Genomic DNA, 21,463 nt, shown 5'->3' on the forward strand with positions numbered 1-21,463 from the left:
GCCTCCGCCTACGTTACCCCGTGAGACGGGGACATCCGCCGCAGCCGACACCGGGGCAGACAACCGGCGCGCGGCCACCCAGAGAAACCAGAGGTAGCCGACCATGTCCAAGGTCTGGCTCGTCACCGGAAGCTCGCGGGGCTTCGGCCGGGAGATCACCCGCACCGCACTCGCCGACGGCGACCGGGTGGTGGCGACCGCCCGACGGCCCGAACAACTCGACGATCTTGTCCAGGAGTACGGCGACCACATCCGTCCCTTCGCCCTGGACGTGACCGACGCCGAGGCCGCCCGGGCCGCCGTCCGGTTTGCGGTCGACGAGTTTGGCGCCCTCGACGTCGTGGTGAACAACGCCGGGTACGCCATCTCCCGGCCCATCGAGGAGATGACCGAGGAGGAGTTCCGCGGCCAGATCGACGCCAACCTCTACGGCGTCGTCAACGTCACCAGGGCCGCCCTGCCGGTGCTGCGCGGGCAGCGGTCCGGGCACTTCGTCCAGTTCTCCTCGATCGGTGGACGGGTCGGCGGCAGCCCTGGACTGAGCGCCTACCAGACCGCCAAATGGGCGGTCGAGGGCTTCTCCGAGGTGCTCAACAGCGAGGTCAAGCCGTTCGGGATCAAGGTCACGATCATCGAGCCGGGTGGCTTCCGGACCGACTGGGGCGGCGCCTCGATGCCGTCCGTCGAGGTCGGCGCGGAGTACGACGGAACCGTCGGCGCCATGAACCGCTACCGCGAGTCCACCGTGCACACCTGGCCCGGTGACCCGGTCCGGGGAGCCCGGATCATCGTCGACACCGTACGCCTGGCCGAGCCGCCACTGCGGTTGCTGCTCGGCGCCGCCGCGGTCACCTCCGCCCTCGACGCGGCGGAGATCCGCTCCGCGGAGGCCCGGCAGTGGGCCGAGGTCAGCGCCGCCGCCGACTTCCCCGGTGCCGCGCAGGCACCGATGGCGGCGGCCACGGGCCAGCCCACCGAGTGACCACCCGGCACATCCGATCCACCCCTCAACCCACGGAACTGGAGTCACCCTCGTGATCCGGACCCTCCGATCCACCTCACCGAGGCTGACCTTCGCCGTCCTCGCGGCCGGCGCGGGCTTCTTCGCCATGCTGCAGTCGCTGATCAGCCCGGTGCTGCCGACGATCCAGCACAACCTGCACACCTCACAGAACACCGTCACCTGGGTGCTGACCGCCTACCTGCTCTCCGCGGCGGTCTTCACGCCGATCCTCGGCCGGGTCGGCGACATGGTCGGCAAGAAGCGGATGCTGGTCGTCGCCATGGCGGCACTCGCGGTCGGCTGCCTGCTGGCGGCACTGGCGCCGACCATCGGCGTACTGATCATCGCCCGGGTTGTCCAGGGCATCGGCGGCGCCGTCTTCCCACTCTCCTACGGCATCATCCGCGACGAGTTCCCGGCCGCGCGGATGTCCTCGGCCATCGGCGCGATGTCGGCGATCATCGCCGCCGGCGGCGGGGTCGGCGTGGTGATGGCCGGCCCGATCGTCGCCGCCCTCGACTACCACTGGCTCTTCTGGATCCCGATGATCGTCGTCGCGGCGACGGCGCTCACCGCCGCGCTGCTCGTACCCGAGTCACGGGTACGCGCCCCCGGCCGGATCAACTGGGGTGGCAGCGTACTACTCTCCGGCTGGCTGGTCGCGCTGCTGCTCGGGGTCAGCAAGGCTCCGGCCTGGGGCTGGTCGTCGGGCCGGGTCCTCGGCCTGCTGCTGCTGGCCGTCGTCCTGGCGGTGGCCTGGCTCGTCGCCGAGAACCGGGCGGCCAACCCGCTGATCGACCTGCGGATGATGCGGTTGCCCGCGGTCTGGACGACGAACCTCGTCGCGCTGCTCTTCGGCGCCGCGATGTTCGCCATCTACGCCTTCCTGCCGCAGTTCGTGCAGACGCCGAGCGGCGCCGGGTACGGCTTCGGGGCGAGTATCAGCGAGGCCGGTCTGCTGATGCTGCCGATGCTGGTCGCCATGTTCGTCGCCGGTATCGTCGGCGGCCGGCTGGAGCCCCGGTTCACCGCCCGGGCCCAGTTGATCAGCGGCGCGGCGCTCGGCACCGTCTCCGGCGCGATGCTCGTGTTCGCCCACGACACACGGTGGCAGATCGGGGTGGCCGCCGCCGTCTTCGGACTCGGTATCGGTCTGGCCTTCGCGTCGATGACCAACCTGATCGTCCGCAGCGTCCCGGCCGGGCAGACCGGCGTCGCCACCGGGATGAACGCCAACATCCGTACCATCGGCGGCGCGATCGGCGCGGCGGTGATGAGCGGAGTGATCACCGCCCATCCGCTGCCGAACGGGCTGCCCCGGGAGACGGGATTCACCCATGGGTTCGCGACACTCGCCGTGCTCTCCCTGGCCGCGGTCCTGGCGGCGGTGGCGGTGCCCACCGCCCGCCGGACGGCCCGCCGTACGCCACGGCCCGCCGTCGAGGAACTCGTCCCGGTGACCGCGTCCCGCTGACCCGTACGAGCGGCACGACCCGGACGGGCCGGGAGACGACAGCGTCGCCTCCCGGCCCGACGTCCGTGGGGTCAGACCGTCGGTCGGTCCCGTTTCGGCAGCTTGCTGACCACCGCCTCGTAGGAGGAGTCCACCGCCTCCCGCAGTTCGTCGGCCGGAATGCCCGCCCCGATCCGCAACGTGTTCCAGCCCGACCGCCCGATGTAGGCCATCACCGAGGCGTCCTCCGGGTAACGCCGCAGCCACTCGTCGGCCATCTCCCGATTCGGCCCGCACTTGACCCCGACGCTGGACCGCGCCTCCGGACCGAGGAACGCGAAGACCTTCGGCCCGACCTTGACGACAACGTCGCCCTCCCACGGCTCGTCCTGCCAGGCACCGGGCTTGGCCAGGCAGTACGCGAGCATCTCAGCCCAGTTCACCAGTCGTCCCCCGAAGCGCGACGGACACGTCCGGTCCATGTTGACAGACGACCTACTCTCGCGGGGTGTCTCACGCCTCCGCCGTCACCCGCCGGCTGGCCCGCTGGTCGTACCTCCTGATCGTCGTGGTGGTCGCGGTCGGCGCGGCGATCGGGGCGGTCCGGCTGGTCGTGCCCGCCACCGCCGGCGTCACCGCCGACCCTCCCGGCGTACGTCGACAGCTCACCTTCCTCCCATTCCTAGGTTGCGGATGTCGCCGCTTCGTGGTTGAAGAGCCCGTCAGAGGTTGATCGGCTCGCCGGACTCTCCGGTGCGGACCGGATAGGAGAAGTCGCAGTAGACGGTCACGTCGGTCCGGTCAAGATCGGCCGACGCGGGGATGGTGTCGAGGCCGGCGTGCGCGAGAGCCTGGTGGCCGGTACCGGCGTCGCAGGCTGAAAGGTGCCGCTGGTTGTCGACGTTGCCGCCGACAATCCGGCCCGACTCGTCACGGAAGACGAGTGAGGCGCCCCGGGAAAGAAGATCCGCGCAGTTCGCGGACTCCGAGATGTACCTCACCGAACCTGTTCCCTGTTCGTCTCGTTGACTGGATCCGGGAACGGGCTTCGCGGTTACCGGCGCGAGCCCGGTGTGCCCGTCGCCCGCAGGGAGCCATTGTGTGACGACTGGTGTGATCGAGATCCGGGCGACCGAGGCGGCCGGTCGTGGCGCCCGATCATTCAGTGCCACCGCATCTCCGACGGAGACCCTGGCTCCAGGCAGGATCACCGGCACCTCCTGTACGAGCCAGGGACGGTGCCTCTCCCAGACGAGGCTCTCGCCCGACTCGCCGAGGACGTCGAAGGTCACGCGGGTGCGGTAGGCGACCCTGTCGGTGGTGTTCTCGAGAACGACGCCCATGCTGACGGTCGTGGCATTCGCGAGGAGGCGGCTGTAGCCCTGCTCGACGATGCGCAGGCCGCCGCTGTCGGATGCGGCGGACGGCGGGGAGGGTGGACCGACGATCCGGCACGTCGGCGCTGGCGGCCCGTCGTCTCCGCCGCGTGCCAGCAGGACGAGTCCGACGACGACCACCAGTACGCCGAGACTCATCCACAACACTCCGCGTCGCACCGGCATGCTGGGTCGTCCCGTCATCCGTAGATCCGGTACTTGAGCGCCGTGATCTGTGCGAGCTGGTCCTGGATCAACCCGCTCGCCGACTGGCGGACCGCGTTGACGAAGTCGCGCTCGCTCAGCCCTCGAACCGTGCCCGGTGCGATCGTCACCGTCCACCGACGCATGCCTTCGACGGAGAGAGTGACGTGCCCGTCTGTCGAACGACCCCGAGCAACCACCGTCTCGCGGGCCTCCGTGAACTCGACGTCACGGGGACTGATCGGCCGGTCCTCGCCAGCGACATGTTCGCCGGTGGTGTTACTGACCGTGGCCCAGTACTCGCGTGTCCTGGCCCCCCAGAGCAGGCTGCCCAGCCTGGTGAGCTGCCGCTCCAGGTCGCTCTCGTGACAGTTGTCGTACCAGCCGGGTACGAGGGAGAGGGCCACCTCGCTGCCGTTGCGCAGCTCCGCGGTCATCATGCCGTCAGGTGTGGAGGCCCGGACCCGCATCGCCTGGACCCGGTCTGCGAGTTCACCCAAAGTTGATCACCTCACACCGCCTCACCCAGACCGGTGGGTCCGGTGATGGTCGCGGCCGTGGCGTCCGCGAGGGACGGCCGAGCGGAAACGAATTTCGTCCGGTTGGCGGCGAGGTAGCCGGTCGATTCGGACATGGCGTCCGCGATCTCCCGCTCCTTGGCATCCAACTGAGCCACGAGCCTGTTCAACGCCCCCTGCACCTGATTGACGATCTCTTCCGCAGTCTTGCCGTCGAAGTGCACCTTTTCCGGGTCCTCCCGAGGGACGGCGCCGGCGACCTGCGCGGTCGCGCCGACCACCGTGAGCGAGATCGCCGTCGCGCTGCCTGCCGTCGCCACCGCAGCCGAGATCGCGAACGCCGACGCGGCGACGGTCAGCAGCGCGGTCTGCTCCTTTGTGCTGCAGTCGTTCACCGCGTCCAACGCCACCTGCGCCTTGTGGGCGATGTCGTCGACGCTGTCCCGGGCGGCCTTCCACATCGCCTGCTCCGCATCGACAGCTCCCCGTAGCGTGGCCACGAGAGCGAACTGGTTTGTGGTGACTGCCGGAAACGGCTCGACGAAGTTCTGCCGGAAAGCGGCGGCGGCGGAACCACGCCAGTCCTGTAGGGCCTTACCGACCGTGTTCATGCCAAGAAGGTCATCGTTCGCCGCCACGCCCGCTCGGTAAACAGGGTCGGCTTCGGTGTTGCCGGACGAGAGGATCTTCAGGGTCTCACCCAGATGTGTGAGAAGGGGATCGAACCTGGCGGGGTCCGGCATGTTCAGAAACGGCGTGAACATGTCGGAGACACCCTGGAACCGGGACACGGTCAGTTCGCCGGCGACCCGCGCTCTCTCGACATCCGAACCGGCCTGCCAGACGCCCTGCGAGTCCTGGGTGAAGCCACGTCGTTCCATCGACTTCACGATCGCGGTCCGCTCGATCTCCGCCGCGTGCTGCGCGAGTTGCTCGTAGCTCACCTCCCTGGCTCCATCCCGTCGCCCCGCACGTACGCGTCGATCACCGCCGGCTTGAGCTCCTCGAACTTCCGCTTCGCGACCGTGTCGGTCTCCAGGTACTCGTTAGCGGCCAGGATCAGCGCGTCACCGGTCAGGTCGAGGTTTTCCGCCGTTTCCCGCAGGATCACGTGGACCTCGTCCCTGAAGTCGGCCCAGACCTGCCGGACCGGACCGTAGGGTCCACCGAGTTCGCTGCTGCGCCAGAAGCAGCCCTCGTGGCCCTCGGTCAGCGCGAGCCTGCCGGCGGCCTCCCCGAACTGCGCACCGAGCGGCTTGAGCTCGAAGTAGCCGCCCTCCCAGAGGTCGACGCAGTCGGCGCCGAGTTCCTCCCCGGTGTGTCCCATCCGCAGGTGGTCCCCGTTCGACGTACCCATAGACAACTTTGGGTGACTCAACGGTAACGCGTCGACGGTGGGCTGGTGGTCCCGTCCGCAGGCGGTCGACTACAGCAGCTTGTCCAGGGTGATCGGCAGGTCGCGGATGCGGCGCCCGGTGGCGTGGTGGACGGCGTTGCCGATCGCGGCGGCGACCCCGACCGTGCCGACCTCGCCGATCCCGCGCGCCCCCTGCGGACTGAACAGCGTGTCCGGGTGGTTGAGGAAGTGGACGTCGACCGGTGGTACGTCGGCGTTGACCGGCAGCAGGTAGTCGGCGAGGTTGGGGTTGGCGATCCGGCCGGTCGCCGGTTCGAGGTGGGCGCCCTCCAGCAGGGCCTGACCGATGCCGAAGATCACCCCACCGACGATCTGACTGCGCGCGGTCTTCTGGTTGATGATGGCGCCGGCGTCGATCACCGTGGTGATCCGGCTCAGCCGGGGCTCGCCGGTCCAGCGGTTGACGCGTACCTCGCAGAAGTGTGCGCCGAACGAGGTGAAGGCGTACCGGCCGTGCTCCGGGCCGGGGCCGGCGTTGCCGGTGGCCTCGACCACGTCGAGGCCGAGGGCGTCGAGCAGGGCCGCGAAGCCGATCCGGCGCCCGGGCGCGACGAGTTGCCCGTGGTCGTATCCGACGTCGCCGGTCGGTACGCCGTACAGCGGGGAGTCCTGGTGGGTGACCGCGACCCGGATCAGCTCGGCGATCGCGGCCTCGGCGGCGGCCGCCACCGCCGGGCCGGTGCTCGCGGTCGCCGCCGAGGCGAACGCTCCCACGTTGGCCGCCAGGGTGGACTCGCCGAGGTCCGGCCGGATCCGGTCGATCGGCAGGCCGAGCGACTCCGAACCGAGTACGGCGAGCACGGTCCACATCCCCGTACCCAGGTCGGCGGTGGCGCTGTCGACGCTGACCGTGCCGTCGGCCCGGAACCGGATCCGGGCCGACGCCGCGAATCGCTCACCCGGGTAGTTCGCGCTGGCCATGCCGGTGCCGACCAGCCAGTCGCCGTCCACCGTCGACCGGGGGGCCGGGTTCCGCCGGTGCCAGCCGAACCGTTCCGCGCCGACCCGGTAGCACTCGTCCAGGTGCTTGCTGGACCACGGCACGTTGCGTCCGGGGAAGATGGTCGCGTTGTTGCGCAGCCGGAGCTCGACCGGGTCGACGCCCAGCTTGATCGCCAACTCGTCGAGCGCGGTTTCCAGACCGAACGAGCCGGACTCCTGGCCCGGGGCGCGCATCACGGTGGGCGGCGGGATGTCGAGCGTGACGATCCGCTGGTCGAGGTGGATGTTCTCGGACCGGTAGAGGTACCGGGAGGTGGTGTGTCCGGGGGACTCGAAGATTCCGCCGGAGGCGGACTGGGTGGCGTACGCCCCGTGCTTGATCGCAACCAGGGTGCCGTCGCGGCGGGCGCCCAGGGTCACCGTCTGGTCGACCGCGGAGCGGTTCCCGGTGATCGTGAACGTCTGTTCCCGGCTCAGCACGATCTTCACCGGCCGGCCCAGGACCCGGGCGGCCGCCGCCGCGAGCAGCGGATGTGCCCAGGTGGCGACCTTGTTGCCGAAGCCGCCGCCGACGTGCGGGCTGACCACCCGGACCTGGGTCGGTGCCACGCCGAGGGCCGCCGCCATCGTGCCGACGGTCAGTGTCGCGCTCTGCGTACCGCAGTAGAGGGTGAGCTGGTCACCCTGCCACTGCGCGACCGCCGAGTGCGGCTCCATCGCGGTGTGGTGCTTCATCGGTTGGGTGTAGCGCCCGGTGACGGTCACCTCGCTGGCCGCCAGCGCCGCGTCGATCGACTCGACGCCCTCGGCGAGGAACTCCAGTTTCGCCGGCTCGCCCATGATCGGTCCGGGGTCGGTCGCGTCCGGGATGCCGCCGGGCAGCGAGGCCGCCGGCGGACGGACGTCGTAGTTGGTGCGGACCAGCGCGGCGGCGTCCCGGGCCTGCTCGAACGTCTCCGCGATCACCACGCCGATCGCCTGACCGTGGTAGTGCACCTCGGTGTTTTGCAGCGGTAGCCAGCTGTGCCCGACGCTGAACGGGTTACCGCTGCCGCGCAGCTCCAGCGCCCGGAACGGGGTGAAGACGGCGAGCACGCCGGGGGCCCGTTCGGCGGCCGAGACGTCCATCGACCGGATCGTGCCCCGGGCGACCGTGCTGAGCACCAGATAGCCGTGCGCCACGGCGGCGACCGGCTGGTCGGCGGCGTACCGGGCGCCGCCGGTGACCTTGAGTCGACCGTCCACCCGGTTGACCGAGACGGTCCGGTTCACAGAGTCGGGCATCCTCATCCCGCCAGGCTCATCAGGGCGCGCACGATGGCGCGCCGGAGCAGGGTCGTCTTGTAGGCGTTGTGTGCCAGGGGCCGGGCCCCGTCGACGGCCCGTTCGGCGGCCGCCTCGGCGACGTCGGTCCGCAGCGGACGGCCGCGCAGCGCGTCCTCCACCGCGGGCAGCCGCCACGGTCGGGTGCCGACGCCGCCGACCGCCAGGCGTACGTCGCGGACCAGTCCGCCGCGCAGGTCCAGCGCCACCGCGGCCGAGGTGAGCGCGAACTCGAACGACTGCCGGTTGCGGATCTTCAGGTACGTCGACCGGCGTGCCCAGGTCAGTGGGGGCACGGTGATCCGGGTGATCAGCTCACCGGGCCGCAGGTCGTGCTCCAGGTGCGGGGTGTCGCCGGGGAGTCGGTAGAAGTCCGCGATCCGGACCTGTCGGGTTCCGCCGCGGCCGGCGAGGTGCAGCCGGGCGTCGAGGGCGACCAGCGGCACCGCGAAGTCGCTGGGGTGGGTGGCGACACAGGCGGCGCTGGTGCCGAGGATCGCGTGGCCCCGGTTCTCGCCCTCGATTGCCGAGCAGCCGGAGCCGGGTTCGCGCCGGTTGCACCGTGTGGCGGTGTCCCGGTAGTAGCCGCAGCGGGTCCGCTGCATCAGGTTGCCGCCGAGCGTGGCCATGTTGCGCAGCTGTGGGGAGGCGCCGAGCAGGGCCCGGCCCAGCAGCGGATAGTGGTCGGTGAGCAGCGGGTGGGCGGCGGCGTCGCTCATCCGTTCCAGCGCGCCGAGGTGCAGTCCGTCCCGGTCGGCCCAGATCCCGCGCAGCGGCAGCCGGTTGATGTCCACCACCCGGCGGGGGGTGAGCACCTCGAGTTTCATCAGGTCGACCAGGGTGGTGCCGCCGGCCAGGTAGGCGGTGTCGTCGCCGCCCTGCGCCAGGGCCTGCGGCAGGCTCTGCGCGGTCCCGTACTCGAACGCCCTCATCGTCCGGCTCCGTCCCCGGCGACCGTGCGGACCGCGGCGACGATGTGTTCGTACGCCCCGCAGCGGCAGATGTTGCCGGACATCTGCTCCCGGATCTCGTCGTCGGAGCCGGTGTGGCCCTCCTCGACCAGGGCGACCGCCGACATGATCTGGCCGGCGGTGCAGAACCCGCACTGGAAGGCGTCGCACTCGATGAACGCCTGCTGCATCGGGTGCAGTCGGTCCCCGTCGGCCAGACCCTCGATGGTGGTGACCTGGCGACCGGTGGTCGTTACGGCCAGGGTCAGGCAGGAGAGCACCCGGCGGCCGTCGACGTGCACCGTGCAGGCACCGCACTGGCCCCGGTCGCAACCCTTCTTCGAGCCGGTCAGGCCGAGGCGTTCCCGGAGGGCGTCCAGCAGGGTCACCCTCGGGTCGATCCGCAGCTGTTCGGCCCGGCCGTTGATCGTGACCCGGACGTCGACGAGCTGGTCGCCGGCCAGTTCGGGGGCGGGAGCGGCGGTGGCCGTGCTGGCGAGCGTCGGGGCGAGGTCGGTGGTGGGGGCGGCGACCGCACCGACGGCGACCCCGGCCGAGGCGGCCGCGGTGCCCCGCAGCACGCCGCGCCGGGACACGGTCGGCTCGGGCCCGGGCGACTCGGCCGGGAGCGGATCCGGTTCGGACCCACGGGTCATGGCACACCTCCGCAGACAGCGCCGGCCATCACGTCCGACGTCACGCCGTGCGGCGGCGCGGATACCGACCGGGATGTCAGTAAACCAGAGAGGATCTTCGATGTCGACAGATTCCGTGGGGCGCTGGTGTCGTCCATCGATATCTGTCATGCTCTTGCGCCATGGTGGCCCTGACGAGACGCGTGCTCCCCCTCCTTCTGACCGTGGGTGTGGTACTGGCCGGCGGTCCGGTGGCGCTGGCCGGCGACGGCGTGGCCGCCGGCGGCCACGACCGGGGCGGTGCCGGACACGGCGACGGTTGCGGCAGGCGGGCGTTGCTGTTCTGCGAGGACTTCGAGCGGCTGCCGACCGGCGGCGCGGCGACGCTGGCCTGGGGCATCGACACCAGGGACGGCACCCTCACCGTCGAACGGCACCGGGGTGACAAGGTGCTGCGGGTGCACACCGAGGGCAACGGGCGGGCCTTCCTCCGGGTCGACGACTTCGCCGCCCCGGGCAACAGCTTCTACGGTCGGATGCGACTGCGGGTGGACGCCTTCCCGACCGCCCCCGACTGGGCACACTTCACCCTGGTCGAGGCGACCGGATCGGGGAGCGCCGAGATCGTCCGGCCGATCGGCGGCCAGTGGGCGCCGCCGCTGGGCGGGTCGTACTGGGGGGTCGGTGCCGACGGCGGTCCGACCGGCGACTGGACCAACTGGCGCGAGTCCGCGCCGACCACCGAGGACCGCTGGCAGTGCTTCGAGTGGCAGTGGGACGCCACCGACAACCGGATCGGCGTCTGGATCGACGGAGTGCCGCAACCGGATCTGACCGTCACCACCACCGAGCACGGCGGCAACCCGGTCGACTTCGTCCTGCCCCGGGCCGACACCGTGAAGATCGGCTGGCAGCTCTACCAGCCCGGACCGGTGCCGGACCACTTCGACCTCTGGCTGGACGACCTGGCGCTGGGCGAACGTCGGATCGGCTGCGGACGCTGAGGTCCGGTCCGGCACCCACCGGGGCGGGGCAGCGTCCGACCGGGCTGTCGGGGGCCGGGCCGGACCGTCCACACCGGATGGTCCGGCCCGGCTCCCGGTTGGGTACGATTTCCCGAGCAGCGTGGCTACCCGGATGTCCGTACCAGAACCACGGAGCTGATCTGTGACCGCCCCCAACGACGGAGGCTTTCCGGCCTTCTCCATCGACGTGCCCACGTCGGCCCGGATGTACGACTACAACCTGGGCGGCAAGGACAACTTTCCGGTCGACCGGGCGGCGGTCCTGCACGTCTGCCGGCAGTACCCGGCGAGCCTCGACGTCACCCGGGAGAACCGTCGATTCCTTTACCGGGTGGTCCGGTTCCTCGCCCGTGATCTGGGCATCCGGCAGTTCCTCGATCTGGGCAGCGGCCTGCCGACCCAGGCGAACGTGCACCAGGTGGCACAGGAGTTCCGGCCCGGGGCCCGGGTCGTCTACGTCGACAGCGACCCGATCGTGCTGGCGCACGGCCGGGCCCTGCTGGCCGACGACGAGACGACCACGGTGATCGCCGCCGACGTCACCGAGCCGGAGACGATCCTCGCCGACGAGACCGTCCGGGAGATGATCGACTTCTCTGAGCCGGTCGGCGTACTGCTGCTGTCGGTGACCCACTCCATCGTCGACGACACGGCCGTGCAGCACGTGCTCGACACGGTACGGGATGCGGTCGTGCCGGACAGCTACCTGGCGTACTCGCAGTTGGCCGGCCCGGATCCGGCGGGGGTGGCCGAGGGCAACGCGATGGTGGCGAAGATGGGCATCCCGTGGCGTAACCGCACCACGGCGGAGGTGGCTGCGTTCCTGCCCGGCTGGGATGCGGTGGAGCCCGGCCTGGTCGACGTCAAGACCTGGCGGCCCGATCCGGGCCAGCCGCCGCTCGCGCCGGTCGACGAGGCGCTCCGGCCCTACCTCGGCCAGGGTGCGAACGAGACCCGGTTCTTCGAGTACGGCGGCCTGCTGCGCCGTCCCTGACCGGCGCCGCGACCCGGCCGGCCCGGGCCCACGGCAGGTTCACGCTGTCCTGGCGCAGGTTTCACCTTGTTCGTGCGCCCCGGTTAACCGTCCATCGGTTCCGCCCACCTCGTCCTCTACGATCATCCCGGCCGTTGACCAAGAATGCTGCAGGGGACATGGGCACATACACGTTGTTGATTCTTCCGTCGTCGAACCGGGTCTACGCGGACGCCTCGGTGGCGCTGACCCGCGCGGAACTGGCGGTGTTCAACCGGGCCGTCCTCGGCGGCCGGTTGTCGGAACCGGCGGAAACGATTATCGGCGGTGTCCGTTACGTCACCTTCACCGCCGACGGCCTCACTGACCGGGACGTGGCGTTCCTGGCCAACCTCTCGTCGATCTACACCCTGTTCGAGGTGGTCGACGGCCTGCTCCGTCCGGTCGAGTTGCACCGGCTCGACCGTTTCGACGACGATCTGGTGACCATTCCGAAGTATCCCGGGAAGACGAACGAGCAGTTCACCAAACTGCTGTTGAACGTGACGCTGCTCTCCTCGGACCTGGCCCCGGAAATGTTGGACCGCAGATTTCGGGTGCTCGATCCGCTCTGCGGTCGGGGCACCACCCTGAACCAGGCACTCATGTACGGTTTCGACGCCGCCGGAGTCGACCGCGACCAGCAGGATTTCGAGGCGTACGCGACGTACATCCAGACCTGGCTCAAGCGGAAGCGGCTCAAGCACCGGGCCGAGTCCGGGCCGGTGCGCCGGGAGCGGAAGGTGGTCGGCCGCCGGTTGCAGGTGTCGCTCGCGGCCGACAAGGAGGCGTACCGCGCCGGCGACACCCAGCGGCTGGACGTGGTGAACGCGGACACCACCCGGAGCCTGGAGTTCTTCCGGCCCGGCAGCCAGGACCTGCTCGTCGCGGACGCGCCGTACGGCGTACAGCACGGCAGCCGCAGCGGCGACCGGCTGGTCCGCAGCCCGCTCGAACTGCTCGCCGCGGCCGCGCCGGTCTGGGCCGACCTGCTCCGGCCCGGCGGGGCGCTCGGGGTTGCCTGGAACACCAACGTGGCCCGCCGGGAGGAGGCGGTGGCCGTGCTCGCCGACGCCGGGCTGGAGGTCATGACCGCGGACCCGTACCTGGACTTCGTGCACCGGGTCGACCAGGCGATTGTCCGGGACATCGTGGTGGCCCGGAAGCCGTAGCGCCGCCACTGTCAGGAAGGGCCCCTCCCTCGCCACCAGCTACCGCCCGGCGACCGGAGAGGCCCCTCTTGGCGGCTCAGTAGCTGCACCCGCTGGTGGGCAGGCTGCTCGCGGCCGGCGGGGTGACGCCGTCGTAGAGGGCCAGCAGGTACGCCTGCGGGCAGCGCAGGGTGCTGCCGGTCCGGATGCCGAAGTGCAGGTGCGGTCCGGTCGAGTTGCCGGTGTTGCCGGTCGTGCCGATCCGCTGCCCGGCGGTGACGGTGGCCCCGCTCGCCACCGACCAGGCGGAGAAGTGGCAGTACGTGTAGACCGCCCCGTCCGTACCGGTCAGGTTGATTCCCTGGCCGCAGCTGCTGTCGTTGACCCGGACCACGGTGCCGGCCCGGACCGCGTATGCCGGGGTGCCGGTCGGCACCGGCAGGTCGATCGCCGGGTAGTCGTGGTGCGGGTCGTCGTACTCGCTGCGGGGCAGGGCGGTCCGGGGCAGCGGCATGGCGAAGGTGGTGCCGCCGGTGGCCGAGGTGATCCGTACCGCGTCGGCGACGACGTAGCCGGTGCCGCTGGTCCACCGGCTGACCCCGACCGCGTTGTAGTCGCCGGCGGCCAGCGGGAACGTGCCGAGGCTCACCCAGCGCCCGCCGTTGCCGCGTTGGTCCACCGGAATCGTCTGGTTGCCGCCGCTCGTGACCACGACAAACGGCGTCGCGCTGTTGTAGCCGGGATCGGCGGGGTACCAGACCTCGACCAGGTAGCTGCCGGCGGCCGGTACGGCGATCTTGAACCAGGCGGCGTCGCTGGCCGTGGTGTCCGGGGTGGCAAACCGGTAGTCGGGGCCCTGGCGCTGGCTGGACCAGGTGGACGTACCCCAACTGGTGCTGGCGGTGAAGCGGCCGGCGGTGGCGTTGTCGACAGTCGCGGTCGCCGCCGCGGCCGGGCTGGCCGGGACCAGGGCGACGGCGGTGAGCGCGGTGGCGAGCAGGACGGTGAGGCCGCGGGTGTATCTGTTCGGCATGGTGATCCTTCCCGACGCAGGGGAGCCTGACGTGAAGGTATCTAACCAATTTTAATCTGCGATGGTAAGACTCTTACATAGACCGATCTCGCTGCGCTGGCCCTCGTGTCCGGTACGAACTCGCCGATTCCGGTCATGGCGCAGCCGGTGCTGACTTAGGGTTGGCCCGGTGGTCGGGTGGGCGGCCCGAGGTCCCGGCGGGGTCGGCGGCCCGGAGTCCGGGTCGGACACGTTGGTTCCCGGCCGTGACGTCCGAGGAGAGGTCCGGATGAGCGACCAGTTGGCCGGCGCCGAGCCGATCGGTGAACTCGAGGTGGTGCACACCTTCACCGGGGCCATGCCGACCGGCGTCACCGTCTCCCGACGCGGCCGGATCTTCGTCACCTTTCCCAAGTGGGGCGACGACGTCGAGGCGACCGTCGCCGAACTGCGCGACGGCACCTGCCGGCCCTACCCGGACCAGGCCTGGAACAGTCCGTCCGGCGACGACGACGCCGGCGCGTTCGTCTCGGCGCAGAGCGTCGTGGTCGACCCGGCCGACCGGCTCTGGGTACTGGACACCGGCAGCCCACTGCTCCAGCCGGTCCGCACCGGTGGCGCCAAGCTGGTCCGGATCGACCTCGACACCGACACCGTCGCCCAGACGATCGTCTTCCCGCCCGACGTCGCGCTCCCCACGTCGTACGTCAACGACGTCCGCTTCGACCTGCGGCGAGGGCCGGCCGGCACCGCCTTCGTCACCGACTCCGCCATGAACGGGCCGAACGGGATCATCGTGGTCGACCTGGCCACCGGCGAGTGCTGGCGCCGCCTGCACGACGACCCGTCGACCAAGGCGGCACCGTTGTCCACGTTCCGGCCCATCGTCGAGGGGCGGCCCTTCCTGCAACGCCCGGCCGACGGTCCGCCGAGCCCGCTCACCTTCGGCGCGGACGGGATCGCCATCTCGGCCGACGGCAGCCGACTCTTCTACTGCCCGCTGATGTCCCGGCAGCTCTACAGCGTCGCGGTGCACGCCCTGGTGGACCGGTCGATGGACGACGAACAGGTGCAGGCAACCGTCCGGGACGAGGGTGACAAAAGCAGCGGCTCCGACGGACTGGAGAGCGACGACGCCGGCCGGCTCTACCTCACCGCGTACGAGCAGAACGCCATCCTGCGCCGTGAGCCGGACGACGGCTTCGAGACCCTGGTACACGACCCGCGGCTGCTCTGGCCGGACACCATGTGTGTCGCCGCCGACGGCTTCCTCTACGTCACCGCCAACCAGTTGCACCGACAGGCGACGTACTGCGGCGGGGTGGACCGCCGTCAGAAACCGTACGTGCTGTTCCGGGTCCGCATCGACGCCAAACCCGTGGCACTGCTGCCCTGACCTGCGGCGTCGGGCCGGCCACGAATTTCGCGGACCGGCCGGCGGGCCGTCGCGGGCCGCCGTTGTCGATGCGGTGCATCGACCTGATCGGATCGCGGCAACCGCCTGTTCGGTCAGCTCGATCGAACGATCCGGTCGCATCCGAAGTGAGTCCCGGTCGTTGGCCCCTCGGAAAACCCAGAGCGGAGCCGACCCGCAACTTCCACGGACGTGGCACGCGGTGATCGGGAGAGGAGCCGGACTTGGCACACAGGGACGCGGTCTCGGCCGCCGTACTACGGAACCTGGCGGCCGAGATTTTCGAGGTCAGCCCGGACGAGATCACCGAGCGGGCGGCCTTCTACGAGGATCTCGGCATCGACTCGGTGCAGAAGGTGGAGTTCGTGGTCCGCGTCGAGCGGCAGTTCGGGGTACGGCTCACCGACGCGGAGGCGGCCGGTCTGCAGGACTTCGGCGACGCGCTCACCGTACTCCGGAATCGGGGCATCTCCGTTGGACCGTGACCGCACGCGCGCCGCCCGGCGTCCCGCCGTGGTGGTCTCCGGGGTCGGCGCGGTCTCCGCCGCCGGGCTCGGCAGCGAGGCGCTGTGGCGGGCGGTGACCGAGCGGCGGGTGCTGACCGGACCGGTGACCCGGTTCGACCTCTCCGGCTACCCGGCGCGGTCCGCGGCCGAGGTGCCGTCGGAGACGCTGGCCGCGCTCGCCGCGCTCGCCGCGCTGGTGCCGGCCGCCGGTTCGCTGGCGGCCTGTTACCTCGTCGCCGCCACCCTGGAAGGCCTCCGGGACGCCGGGCTGCCCGCCCGCACCCGTCGGCACCGGCTCGGTCTGTTCGTCGGCACGGTGATGGCGACCCGGCCGGGTCTCGACCGGGGCATCGGCCCGGGTCGGCTCGTGGTGCCGCCCGACGGCGGCTGGGCCCGCCCGGACGACCTGCTGGCGCCGGTGCGCGCGGCGGTCGCGGTCACCGGCCCCACCGTTCTGCTCGCCCCCGGTTGCGCGGCCGGGAACAGCGCCATCGCCGCCGGTTGCCGGGCGATTGCCGCCGGCGAGGTGGACGTGGCGGTCTGCGCCGGGGTCTCCGAACTCTCCCTGGAGATCCTCGCGATGTTCACCTCGTTGCGGGCGCTCGAACCGGAGACGGTCCGGCCGTTCGACGTCAACCGGCGGGGCACCATTCCGGGCGAGGGAGCGGCCGTGCTGGTCCTGGAACCGGCCGACCGGGTCGTGGCCCGGGGTCGCCTCCCCGCCGCCGAGGTGCTGGCCTGCGCCGCCGCGGCGGACGCGCACAACCCCACCCAGCCGCACCCGGAGGGGCACGGCCTGGTGACGACGCTGCGTGGCTGCCTCGACCGGGCCGGACTGACCGCCGACGACGTGGACTGGATCTGCGCCCACGGCACCGGCACGCCGGCCAGCGACGGGATCGAGGCCAGGGCGGTGGCTCGGGCGCTGCCCGGGCCCCGCCGCCCGGTGGTCTCCTCGGTGAAGGGACAGTTCGGCCACGCGGAGGGGGCGGCCGCCGCCCTGGAGGCGGTGATCGCGGTACGCGCCCTGGCCGAGGACCTCGTGCCGGGGAACGTGACCCTGGTCGAGCCCGACCCGGACTGTGCCGGCATCGACCTGGTGGAGCCCGGCGGCCGGCGTACCCCCGTGCGGGCGGTGCTCAGTCAGGCGTTCGGGTTCGGTGGCGGCGTCTCGACCGTCCTGTTCGGAAGGCCGAGCGGTGCGACGACCGGCTGACGGGCGGTGCGCCGACGGCGACTGGCTGGCCGTCACCGGCCTGGGACTCCGGCTGGCCGGCGTGACCCGGCCCGAGGCGCTCGGCCGGCGCTTCGGCGCGGCGGAGCCACCGCCCCCGGTGCGGCACCGCTACGACGCCCCGGGGACGGACCTGGCGCCGGTCGAGTGGCGGGTGACCGCGCCGGTCGAGCCCGATCTGCCGGCGAGCGTTCCGGCCCGGGGACTCCGTGCCCTGCCGCACGAGTCCCGGCTCGCGCTCGCGGCGGCGGTCTCGGCCGAGGAACAGACGACCCGTCCGGTCAGGGGCCAGGCGGCGATTCCGGCCGGGAGGCAGGCGGACGGCCCGCCGCCGGCGCCGCCCGGGGCCGGCCCGGAGGCAACCGCGATCGCGTCGGGGCCGGCTGCGGTGCTCTGGGCCAGCTCGACCTCGGGGCTCGCCGAGTACGGCACCGTCTGCGTCGAGGCGGCCACCCTGGAACCGGGGCTGTGCAACCCCACCCTCGGCCCGGCCTCCTCGTTCAACGGTCCGGCCGCGACGGTCTCGATCCGGCTCGGCCTCGACGGCCCGAACGAGACGGTCACCGGTGGCCCGACCGCCGGACTGTCCGCCCTGGTCGAGGCGGGACGCCTGGTCGCCGACGGCGCGGCGGTCCGGGCGCTGGTCGGCGGCTCGGCGACGGTGAGCCGGTGGAGCCTCGCCGCCCACAGCGGGCACCTCGTGGCGGCGGAGGGCGCCGGCTGCCTCGCCGTACGGCCCTGGCGCGACGTCGAGCCGGGGGTGCGACTCGGCCGGTTCCACCGGACCGGCCTGGCCGCCGGCGACCTGGTCAACCAGGCACGTGACCTGGTCCGGGGCGCGGTCGTCCCGGACGGGCCGGTACCGGGTCCGCTGGTCGTCTCGACCCCGGACGTCGAGCTGGTCGAGGCCCTGGCCAAGGACCATCCCCAGCCGGTCTGGCACCTGGAGCGGGTGCTGGGCGACTTCGGCGCGGCCGGGGGTCTGATCGCCGTGACCTGTGCCGTGGCCCACTGTCTCAACTCACCCTCGCCGACGGCTCTGCTCGTCCTGGCGGTCGAGCCGTGCGGAAACGCGGCCATCATGGAGGTGTCATCGTGGGGAGCGTCAACCTTGTCGAGCGGCTGCTCGGCCGACAACTCGCACTCGGACGGGGCGAGCGGCCCGCGTACGTCGACCCGGGCGGTGAGCTGAGCTACGCCCAGCTGTACCGGGCCGTCCGGTGGTATGCGGCGCGGCTCGCCGCGGCCGGGGTCCAACCCGGAACCCGGGGACTCGTGCTCGCCGACGACTCCGTCGCGACCGTCGTGGCGGTCCTGGCCCTGTGGTGGCGGGGCGCGGTCGCGGTCCCGGTCAGCCCGATGCTGACCGGAACGGAGATCAGCTTCATCGCCGGGAACTGCCGGGCGGGCTTCCTGCACGCCGACGAACGCGGCGCCGACCTGGCGGTCCGGGCCGGACTGGCCGGGTTACCCCGGGGCGGCGCCGACTGGACGGAGCCGGGCGCCGACCCGGCACCACCGCCGGCCAGCCATCCGCCGGCCGAGGTGCTGCTGATCCAGTACACCTCGGGCAGCACCGGCGACCCGAAGGGCGTACTGCACGCGGCCTCCGGGGTGGACGGTGTGCTGGACGGCTTCGGCCGGCTGCTCGACCTGCGCCCCGAGGACACCGTGCTCTCCACGGCGAAACTCTCCTTCGGCTACGGGTTCGGCAACTCTCTGCTGTTCCCGCTCGCGGCCGGTGCCCGGGTCGTCCTCCACCAGGGGCCGCCGGACGTGTTCCGGTTGGCCGCGACGATCGCCCGCCACCGACCCACGGTGCTCTGCGCGGTGCCGCGGATCTACGCCGCGCTGCTGGACCGGGCCCGTCGGTCGGAGACCGCCGAGCCGGGCCGGGAGCCGGCGCTCGACCTCGGCCCGGTACGGCTCGCCGTCTCGGCCGGGGAACACCTGCCGGCCTCGCTCTGCGTGGACTTCGACCGGACCTTCGGTGTCCCGCTGCTCAACGGGCTGGGCGCGACGGAGGTGCTGCACATCGTGGCGTCGACCCGGAGCAGCCGGCCCGGTTCGACCGGGCGGGCGGTGCCGGATACGACGCTGACGGTACGCGACGACGCCGGCCGGGTCCTGCCGGTCGGCGCGGAGGGACGGTTGCACGTCGCCGGCCCCTCGGTCGCGGTCGGCTATCTCGACCGACCCGAGGCGAACGCCCGGACCTTCGCCGACGGCGGTGCCTACACCGGTGACATCGTCCGTCAGGAACCCAACGGTGAACTCGGGTACGTCTGCCGGCACGACGACCTGATCAACCTCGGCGGCTACAAGGTCTCTCCGCTCGACGTCGAGGCGGCGGTCCGCGACCTGCCCGGGCTGGCCCAGTGTGCGGTGGTCGGCGGGCGCGACGACACCGGGCTGGAACAGGCGGTCGCGTACCTCGTGCCGGCACAGGGGACCGGACCGGAGGCGCTGCGCCGGGCGGCCAGGGCGGCGTTCCGGGCGAACCTTCCGGCGTTCAAACGACCGGCCGTGGTCGAGGTGGTCGACGAGTTGCCGGTCACCTCCACCGGCAAGCTGGCCCGGTTCCGGCTCCGGGCCCGCCCGGGTCCCGGTGCCGACCCGGTGACGCGTCCCGCCGTCCCCGCCGCCCGGCCCGACGGGATCGCGCACCGGCCCGGCGGGGTCGGGGGAGCGGCTGGCGGGTCCGAAGGAGCAGGTCAGGAGGCGGGCCAGGGTGGTGGGGCCGGACCCGTGGCGGTCCGGATGCGGGTGCTCCGGGACGGGCCGGGCCGGACCCTGGTCTGCATCCCGTACGCCGGCGGCTCCTCCGGAGCCTTCACCCGACTGGCCCGCCACCTGCCGGAATCGTGGCGGGTGGTGGCGGGGGAGGCGGTGTACCACGACGGCGCCACCGTCAACGACGCGGCTCGGGCCTGGTGGCAGGCGGGCGCCCCGTACCTCGGCGACCGGTCGGTGCTGTTCGGCCACAGCCTCGGCGCGGTGCTGGCGGCGGCGGTGGCCGATGCCGCCGGTGACGGACTGGGCGGCGCACAGGTGGTCCTCTCCGCCCCGCCGGTGCTGACCGCGGGGCCGGACCGGCCCGTGCTCGTCTCGGACGACGACGACGTCCTGCTGGCCGGGCTGCGTGACGCCGGGCTGCTTCCGACGACCTCGCTGAACGCGGAGGAGATCAGCCGCCTGCTGCTGCCCCGGTTCCGTCGGGACATCTCGCTGGCGCCCGACGGCTTCCAGGGGGTCCGCAGCCGTCCGGTGCACGTGCTGCTCGGCACGGACGACCGGCTCTGCACCCGGGAGGCGATCGCCGCGCTGCTGCCCGCGCAGCGGATGGCGAGCCTGCACCTGGTCAGCGGCGACCACTACTTCGTGGCCAGCAACCCGGAACAGACCGCCCGGATCCTCGCCGGGATGTTCACCGACTGAATCCGCCGGCCCGTCCGGGCGCACCGAACACAGTGGAGTGATCGCAAGCGGTGACGAGATAAACTCGCTCTGTAGTAGGAGGTTCTGCGCGTACCCCCTGTCGCGAAGGGCTGCCATGACCCAGCCGGATCCGTCCCACGTCCCGCTCACGGCCGAGACGTCCGCGACCGTCGAGCCCGCACCGCCCAACGCCCCGCCGACGGCGTCCGTGGTGGTGGCATCCGGCGGGGCCGGCGGCTGGCGGACCGCGTCCCGGCACCTCGCCCGAACGCGTCACCGTCTCGCCCGGCTGCCCCGCCGGCTCGGCACATTCGCCAGGGAACACAAGGAGATCGCCGCCGCCGTTGTCGGGGGGCTGCTCGCCATTCTCGGCACCATCGTCACCAACGGGCTGCCCGGCGGTGCCGACGCCCCGTCCGACGCTGACCGGACGGTGGGCGCGGCGCCGCCCGCCGGCCCGGAGGTCGTGGTCACCGGCAACGCCTCGCCGGCTCATGCCGCTGTCGTCACGGCGACCGTGGTCAACACCGGTGGTGACGGCGTGTACACGTACGCGGGACCGAACACCCGGTCCCGGTACCGCGACGGGTACCTCGACAACGACCTCGTCCGGGTGGTCTGCCAGGAGCGGAACGGGCAGCTTGTCGCCGACGTGGATCCGGCGCCCGGCCAGCCGGCGCGGTGGCCGGTCTGGAACAGACTGGAGGACGGCCGATGGATACCGGACCTCTGGACGAACCTGCCCAAGGAGCCCGGGCCCGACCCGCCACACGGACTCCCCACCTGCCCGGCGACGCCGCCGGACACGACCGGCGCGAGCGGCGACCCGGGCGGTTGACCTCCGCCACCC

At 72.0% G+C, this 21,463-nt stretch carries 21 protein-coding genes; 12 read left to right on the top strand and 9 right to left on the bottom strand.

The features are described 5' to 3' along the window. Positions 1–103: 103 nt before the first annotated feature. Both ABGB21_RS20875 and ABGB21_RS20880 read left to right on the top strand, forming a co-directional pair. Complete coding sequence (locus ABGB21_RS20875; protein WP_347652635.1) at positions 104–982, top strand: SDR family NAD(P)-dependent oxidoreductase; 879 nt, start codon at positions 104–106, stop codon at positions 980–982. 52 nt (positions 983–1,034) lie between these two features. After that, a complete protein-coding gene (locus ABGB21_RS20880) occupies positions 1,035–2,477 on the top strand; it encodes an MFS transporter (RefSeq protein WP_347652634.1) in 1,443 nt (480 codons plus the stop codon). Positions 2,478–2,548: 71 nt separating this feature from the next. Here ABGB21_RS20880 and ABGB21_RS20885 read toward each other — a convergent pair whose 3' ends face one another. Continuing rightward, the gene (locus ABGB21_RS20885) at positions 2,549–2,899 is read right to left on the bottom strand and encodes an MmcQ/YjbR family DNA-binding protein (RefSeq protein WP_347652633.1); all 351 of its coding nucleotides are present in this window, start codon (positions 2,897–2,899) and stop codon (positions 2,549–2,551) included. 65 nt (positions 2,900–2,964) lie between these two features. On the opposite strand from ABGB21_RS20885, the gene ABGB21_RS20890 reads away from it, so the two are divergent. Then, entirely contained in the window at positions 2,965–3,189 is a 225-nt protein-coding gene (locus ABGB21_RS20890) for a hypothetical protein (RefSeq protein ID WP_347652632.1), read from the top strand. Here the strand turns inward: ABGB21_RS20890 and ABGB21_RS20895 are convergent. The 7 genes from ABGB21_RS20895 to ABGB21_RS20925 all read right to left on the bottom strand — a co-directional run bounded on the left by ABGB21_RS20895 (position 3,179) and on the right by ABGB21_RS20925 (position 9,650). Continuing rightward, complete coding sequence (locus tag ABGB21_RS20895) at positions 3,179–4,036, bottom strand: hypothetical protein (protein WP_347679103.1); 858 nt, start codon at positions 4,034–4,036, stop codon at positions 3,179–3,181. The two genes, ABGB21_RS20890 and ABGB21_RS20895, sit on opposite strands and share 11 nt — an antisense overlap. After that, entirely contained in the window at positions 4,033–4,536 is a 504-nt protein-coding gene (locus ABGB21_RS20900) for a hypothetical protein (RefSeq protein WP_347679105.1), read from the bottom strand. The genes ABGB21_RS20895 and ABGB21_RS20900 overlap by 4 nt, the downstream gene beginning before the upstream one ends. An 11-nt stretch (positions 4,537–4,547) precedes the next feature. Next, entirely contained in the window at positions 4,548–5,498 is a 951-nt protein-coding gene (locus tag ABGB21_RS20905; RefSeq protein WP_347679107.1) for a hypothetical protein, read from the bottom strand. After that, on the bottom strand, positions 5,495–5,911 hold the full coding sequence (locus ABGB21_RS20910; protein WP_347652627.1) for a hypothetical protein: 417 nt from the start codon (positions 5,909–5,911) through the stop codon (positions 5,495–5,497). The genes ABGB21_RS20905 and ABGB21_RS20910 overlap by 4 nt, the downstream gene beginning before the upstream one ends. Before the next feature lie 69 nt (positions 5,912–5,980). Continuing rightward, complete coding sequence (locus ABGB21_RS20915; protein ID WP_347679109.1) at positions 5,981–8,197, bottom strand: xanthine dehydrogenase family protein molybdopterin-binding subunit; 2,217 nt, start codon at positions 8,195–8,197, stop codon at positions 5,981–5,983. Between the two features lie 2 nt (positions 8,198–8,199). Continuing rightward, positions 8,200–9,168: a xanthine dehydrogenase family protein subunit M gene (locus ABGB21_RS20920; protein WP_347679111.1), complete on the bottom strand. Its 969-nt coding sequence runs from the start codon at positions 9,166–9,168 to the stop codon at positions 8,200–8,202. Continuing rightward, positions 9,165–9,650, bottom strand: a complete 486-nt coding sequence (locus tag ABGB21_RS20925; protein WP_347652649.1) for a (2Fe-2S)-binding protein — start codon at positions 9,648–9,650, stop codon at positions 9,165–9,167. Before ABGB21_RS20925 ends, ABGB21_RS20920 begins: the two co-directional genes overlap by 4 nt. 374 nt (positions 9,651–10,024) lie before the next feature. On the opposite strand from ABGB21_RS20925, the gene ABGB21_RS20930 reads away from it, so the two are divergent. The 3 genes from ABGB21_RS20930 to ABGB21_RS20940 all read left to right on the top strand — a co-directional run bounded on the left by ABGB21_RS20930 (position 10,025) and on the right by ABGB21_RS20940 (position 13,030). Continuing rightward, complete coding sequence (locus ABGB21_RS20930) at positions 10,025–10,825, top strand: hypothetical protein (protein WP_347679113.1); 801 nt, start codon at positions 10,025–10,027, stop codon at positions 10,823–10,825. Positions 10,826–10,988: 163 nt separating this feature from the next. Next, positions 10,989–11,840 (top strand): SAM-dependent methyltransferase, encoded by an 852-nt coding sequence (locus ABGB21_RS20935; RefSeq protein WP_347679115.1) that lies wholly within the window; start codon positions 10,989–10,991, stop codon positions 11,838–11,840. A 158-nt stretch (positions 11,841–11,998) separates the two neighbouring features. Then, positions 11,999–13,030 (top strand): SAM-dependent methyltransferase, encoded by a 1,032-nt coding sequence (locus ABGB21_RS20940; protein WP_347652622.1) that lies wholly within the window; start codon positions 11,999–12,001, stop codon positions 13,028–13,030. A 76-nt stretch (positions 13,031–13,106) separates the two neighbouring features. On the opposite strand, the gene ABGB21_RS20945 is transcribed toward ABGB21_RS20940, so the two are convergent. Then, on the bottom strand, positions 13,107–14,042 hold the full coding sequence (locus tag ABGB21_RS20945; RefSeq protein ID WP_347679117.1) for a peptidoglycan DD-metalloendopeptidase family protein: 936 nt from the start codon (positions 14,040–14,042) through the stop codon (positions 13,107–13,109). A gap of 268 nt (positions 14,043–14,310) precedes the next feature. Here ABGB21_RS20945 and ABGB21_RS20950 point away from each other — a divergent pair, with 268 nt between their 5' ends. The 6 genes from ABGB21_RS20950 to ABGB21_RS20975 all read left to right on the top strand — a co-directional run bounded on the left by ABGB21_RS20950 (position 14,311) and on the right by ABGB21_RS20975 (position 21,451). Beyond that, positions 14,311–15,417 carry an L-dopachrome tautomerase-related protein gene (locus ABGB21_RS20950; RefSeq protein WP_347679119.1) on the top strand — a complete coding sequence of 369 codons (1,107 nt, stop codon included), beginning with the start codon at positions 14,311–14,313 and terminating at the stop codon, positions 15,415–15,417. A 242-nt stretch (positions 15,418–15,659) separates the two neighbouring features. Further along, positions 15,660–15,920: an acyl carrier protein gene (locus ABGB21_RS20955; protein WP_347679121.1), complete on the top strand. Its 261-nt coding sequence runs from the start codon at positions 15,660–15,662 to the stop codon at positions 15,918–15,920. Further along, positions 15,910–17,157 carry a beta-ketoacyl synthase N-terminal-like domain-containing protein gene (locus ABGB21_RS20960; RefSeq protein WP_347679123.1) on the top strand — a complete coding sequence of 416 codons (1,248 nt, stop codon included), beginning with the start codon at positions 15,910–15,912 and terminating at the stop codon, positions 17,155–17,157. The genes ABGB21_RS20955 and ABGB21_RS20960 overlap by 11 nt, the downstream gene beginning before the upstream one ends. Then, complete coding sequence (locus tag ABGB21_RS20965) at positions 17,141–18,367, top strand: beta-ketoacyl synthase N-terminal-like domain-containing protein (protein ID WP_347679125.1); 1,227 nt, start codon at positions 17,141–17,143, stop codon at positions 18,365–18,367. Before ABGB21_RS20960 ends, ABGB21_RS20965 begins: the two co-directional genes overlap by 17 nt. Further along, positions 18,271–20,613 (top strand): AMP-binding protein, encoded by a 2,343-nt coding sequence (locus tag ABGB21_RS20970; protein ID WP_347679127.1) that lies wholly within the window; start codon positions 18,271–18,273, stop codon positions 20,611–20,613. The genes ABGB21_RS20965 and ABGB21_RS20970 overlap by 97 nt, the downstream gene beginning before the upstream one ends. Positions 20,614–20,728: 115 nt before the next feature. Beyond that, complete coding sequence (locus ABGB21_RS20975; RefSeq protein WP_347652615.1) at positions 20,729–21,451, top strand: hypothetical protein; 723 nt, start codon at positions 20,729–20,731, stop codon at positions 21,449–21,451. Positions 21,452–21,463: the final 12 nt, after the last annotated feature.

This window comes from Plantactinospora sp. B24E8 (genome assembly GCF_039871735.1).
In the GTDB taxonomy this organism is placed as follows: Bacteria; Actinomycetota; Actinomycetes; order Mycobacteriales; family Micromonosporaceae; genus Plantactinospora.

Bases quoted from the DNA above. Each gene is read 5' to 3' on its own strand.
- ABGB21_RS20875 (WP_347652635.1), top strand. From the start codon at position 104: ATGTCCAAGGTCTGGCTCGTCACCGGAAGCTCGCGGGGCTTCGGCCGG.
- ABGB21_RS20895 (WP_347679103.1), bottom strand. From the start codon at position 4,036: ATGACGGGACGACCCAGCATGCCGGTGCGACGCGGAGTGTTGTGGATG.
- ABGB21_RS20910 (WP_347652627.1), bottom strand. From the start codon at position 5,911: ATGGGTACGTCGAACGGGGACCACCTGCGGATGGGACACACCGGGGAG.
- ABGB21_RS20915 (WP_347679109.1), bottom strand. From the start codon at position 8,197: ATGCCCGACTCTGTGAACCGGACCGTCTCGGTCAACCGGGTGGACGGT.
- ABGB21_RS20920 (WP_347679111.1), bottom strand. From the start codon at position 9,168: ATGAGGGCGTTCGAGTACGGGACCGCGCAGAGCCTGCCGCAGGCCCTG.
- ABGB21_RS20940 (WP_347652622.1), top strand. From the start codon at position 11,999: ATGGGCACATACACGTTGTTGATTCTTCCGTCGTCGAACCGGGTCTAC.
- ABGB21_RS20945 (WP_347679117.1), bottom strand. From the start codon at position 14,042: ATGCCGAACAGATACACCCGCGGCCTCACCGTCCTGCTCGCCACCGCG.
- ABGB21_RS20950 (WP_347679119.1), top strand. From the start codon at position 14,311: ATGAGCGACCAGTTGGCCGGCGCCGAGCCGATCGGTGAACTCGAGGTG.
- ABGB21_RS20975 (WP_347652615.1), top strand. From the start codon at position 20,729: ATGACCCAGCCGGATCCGTCCCACGTCCCGCTCACGGCCGAGACGTCC.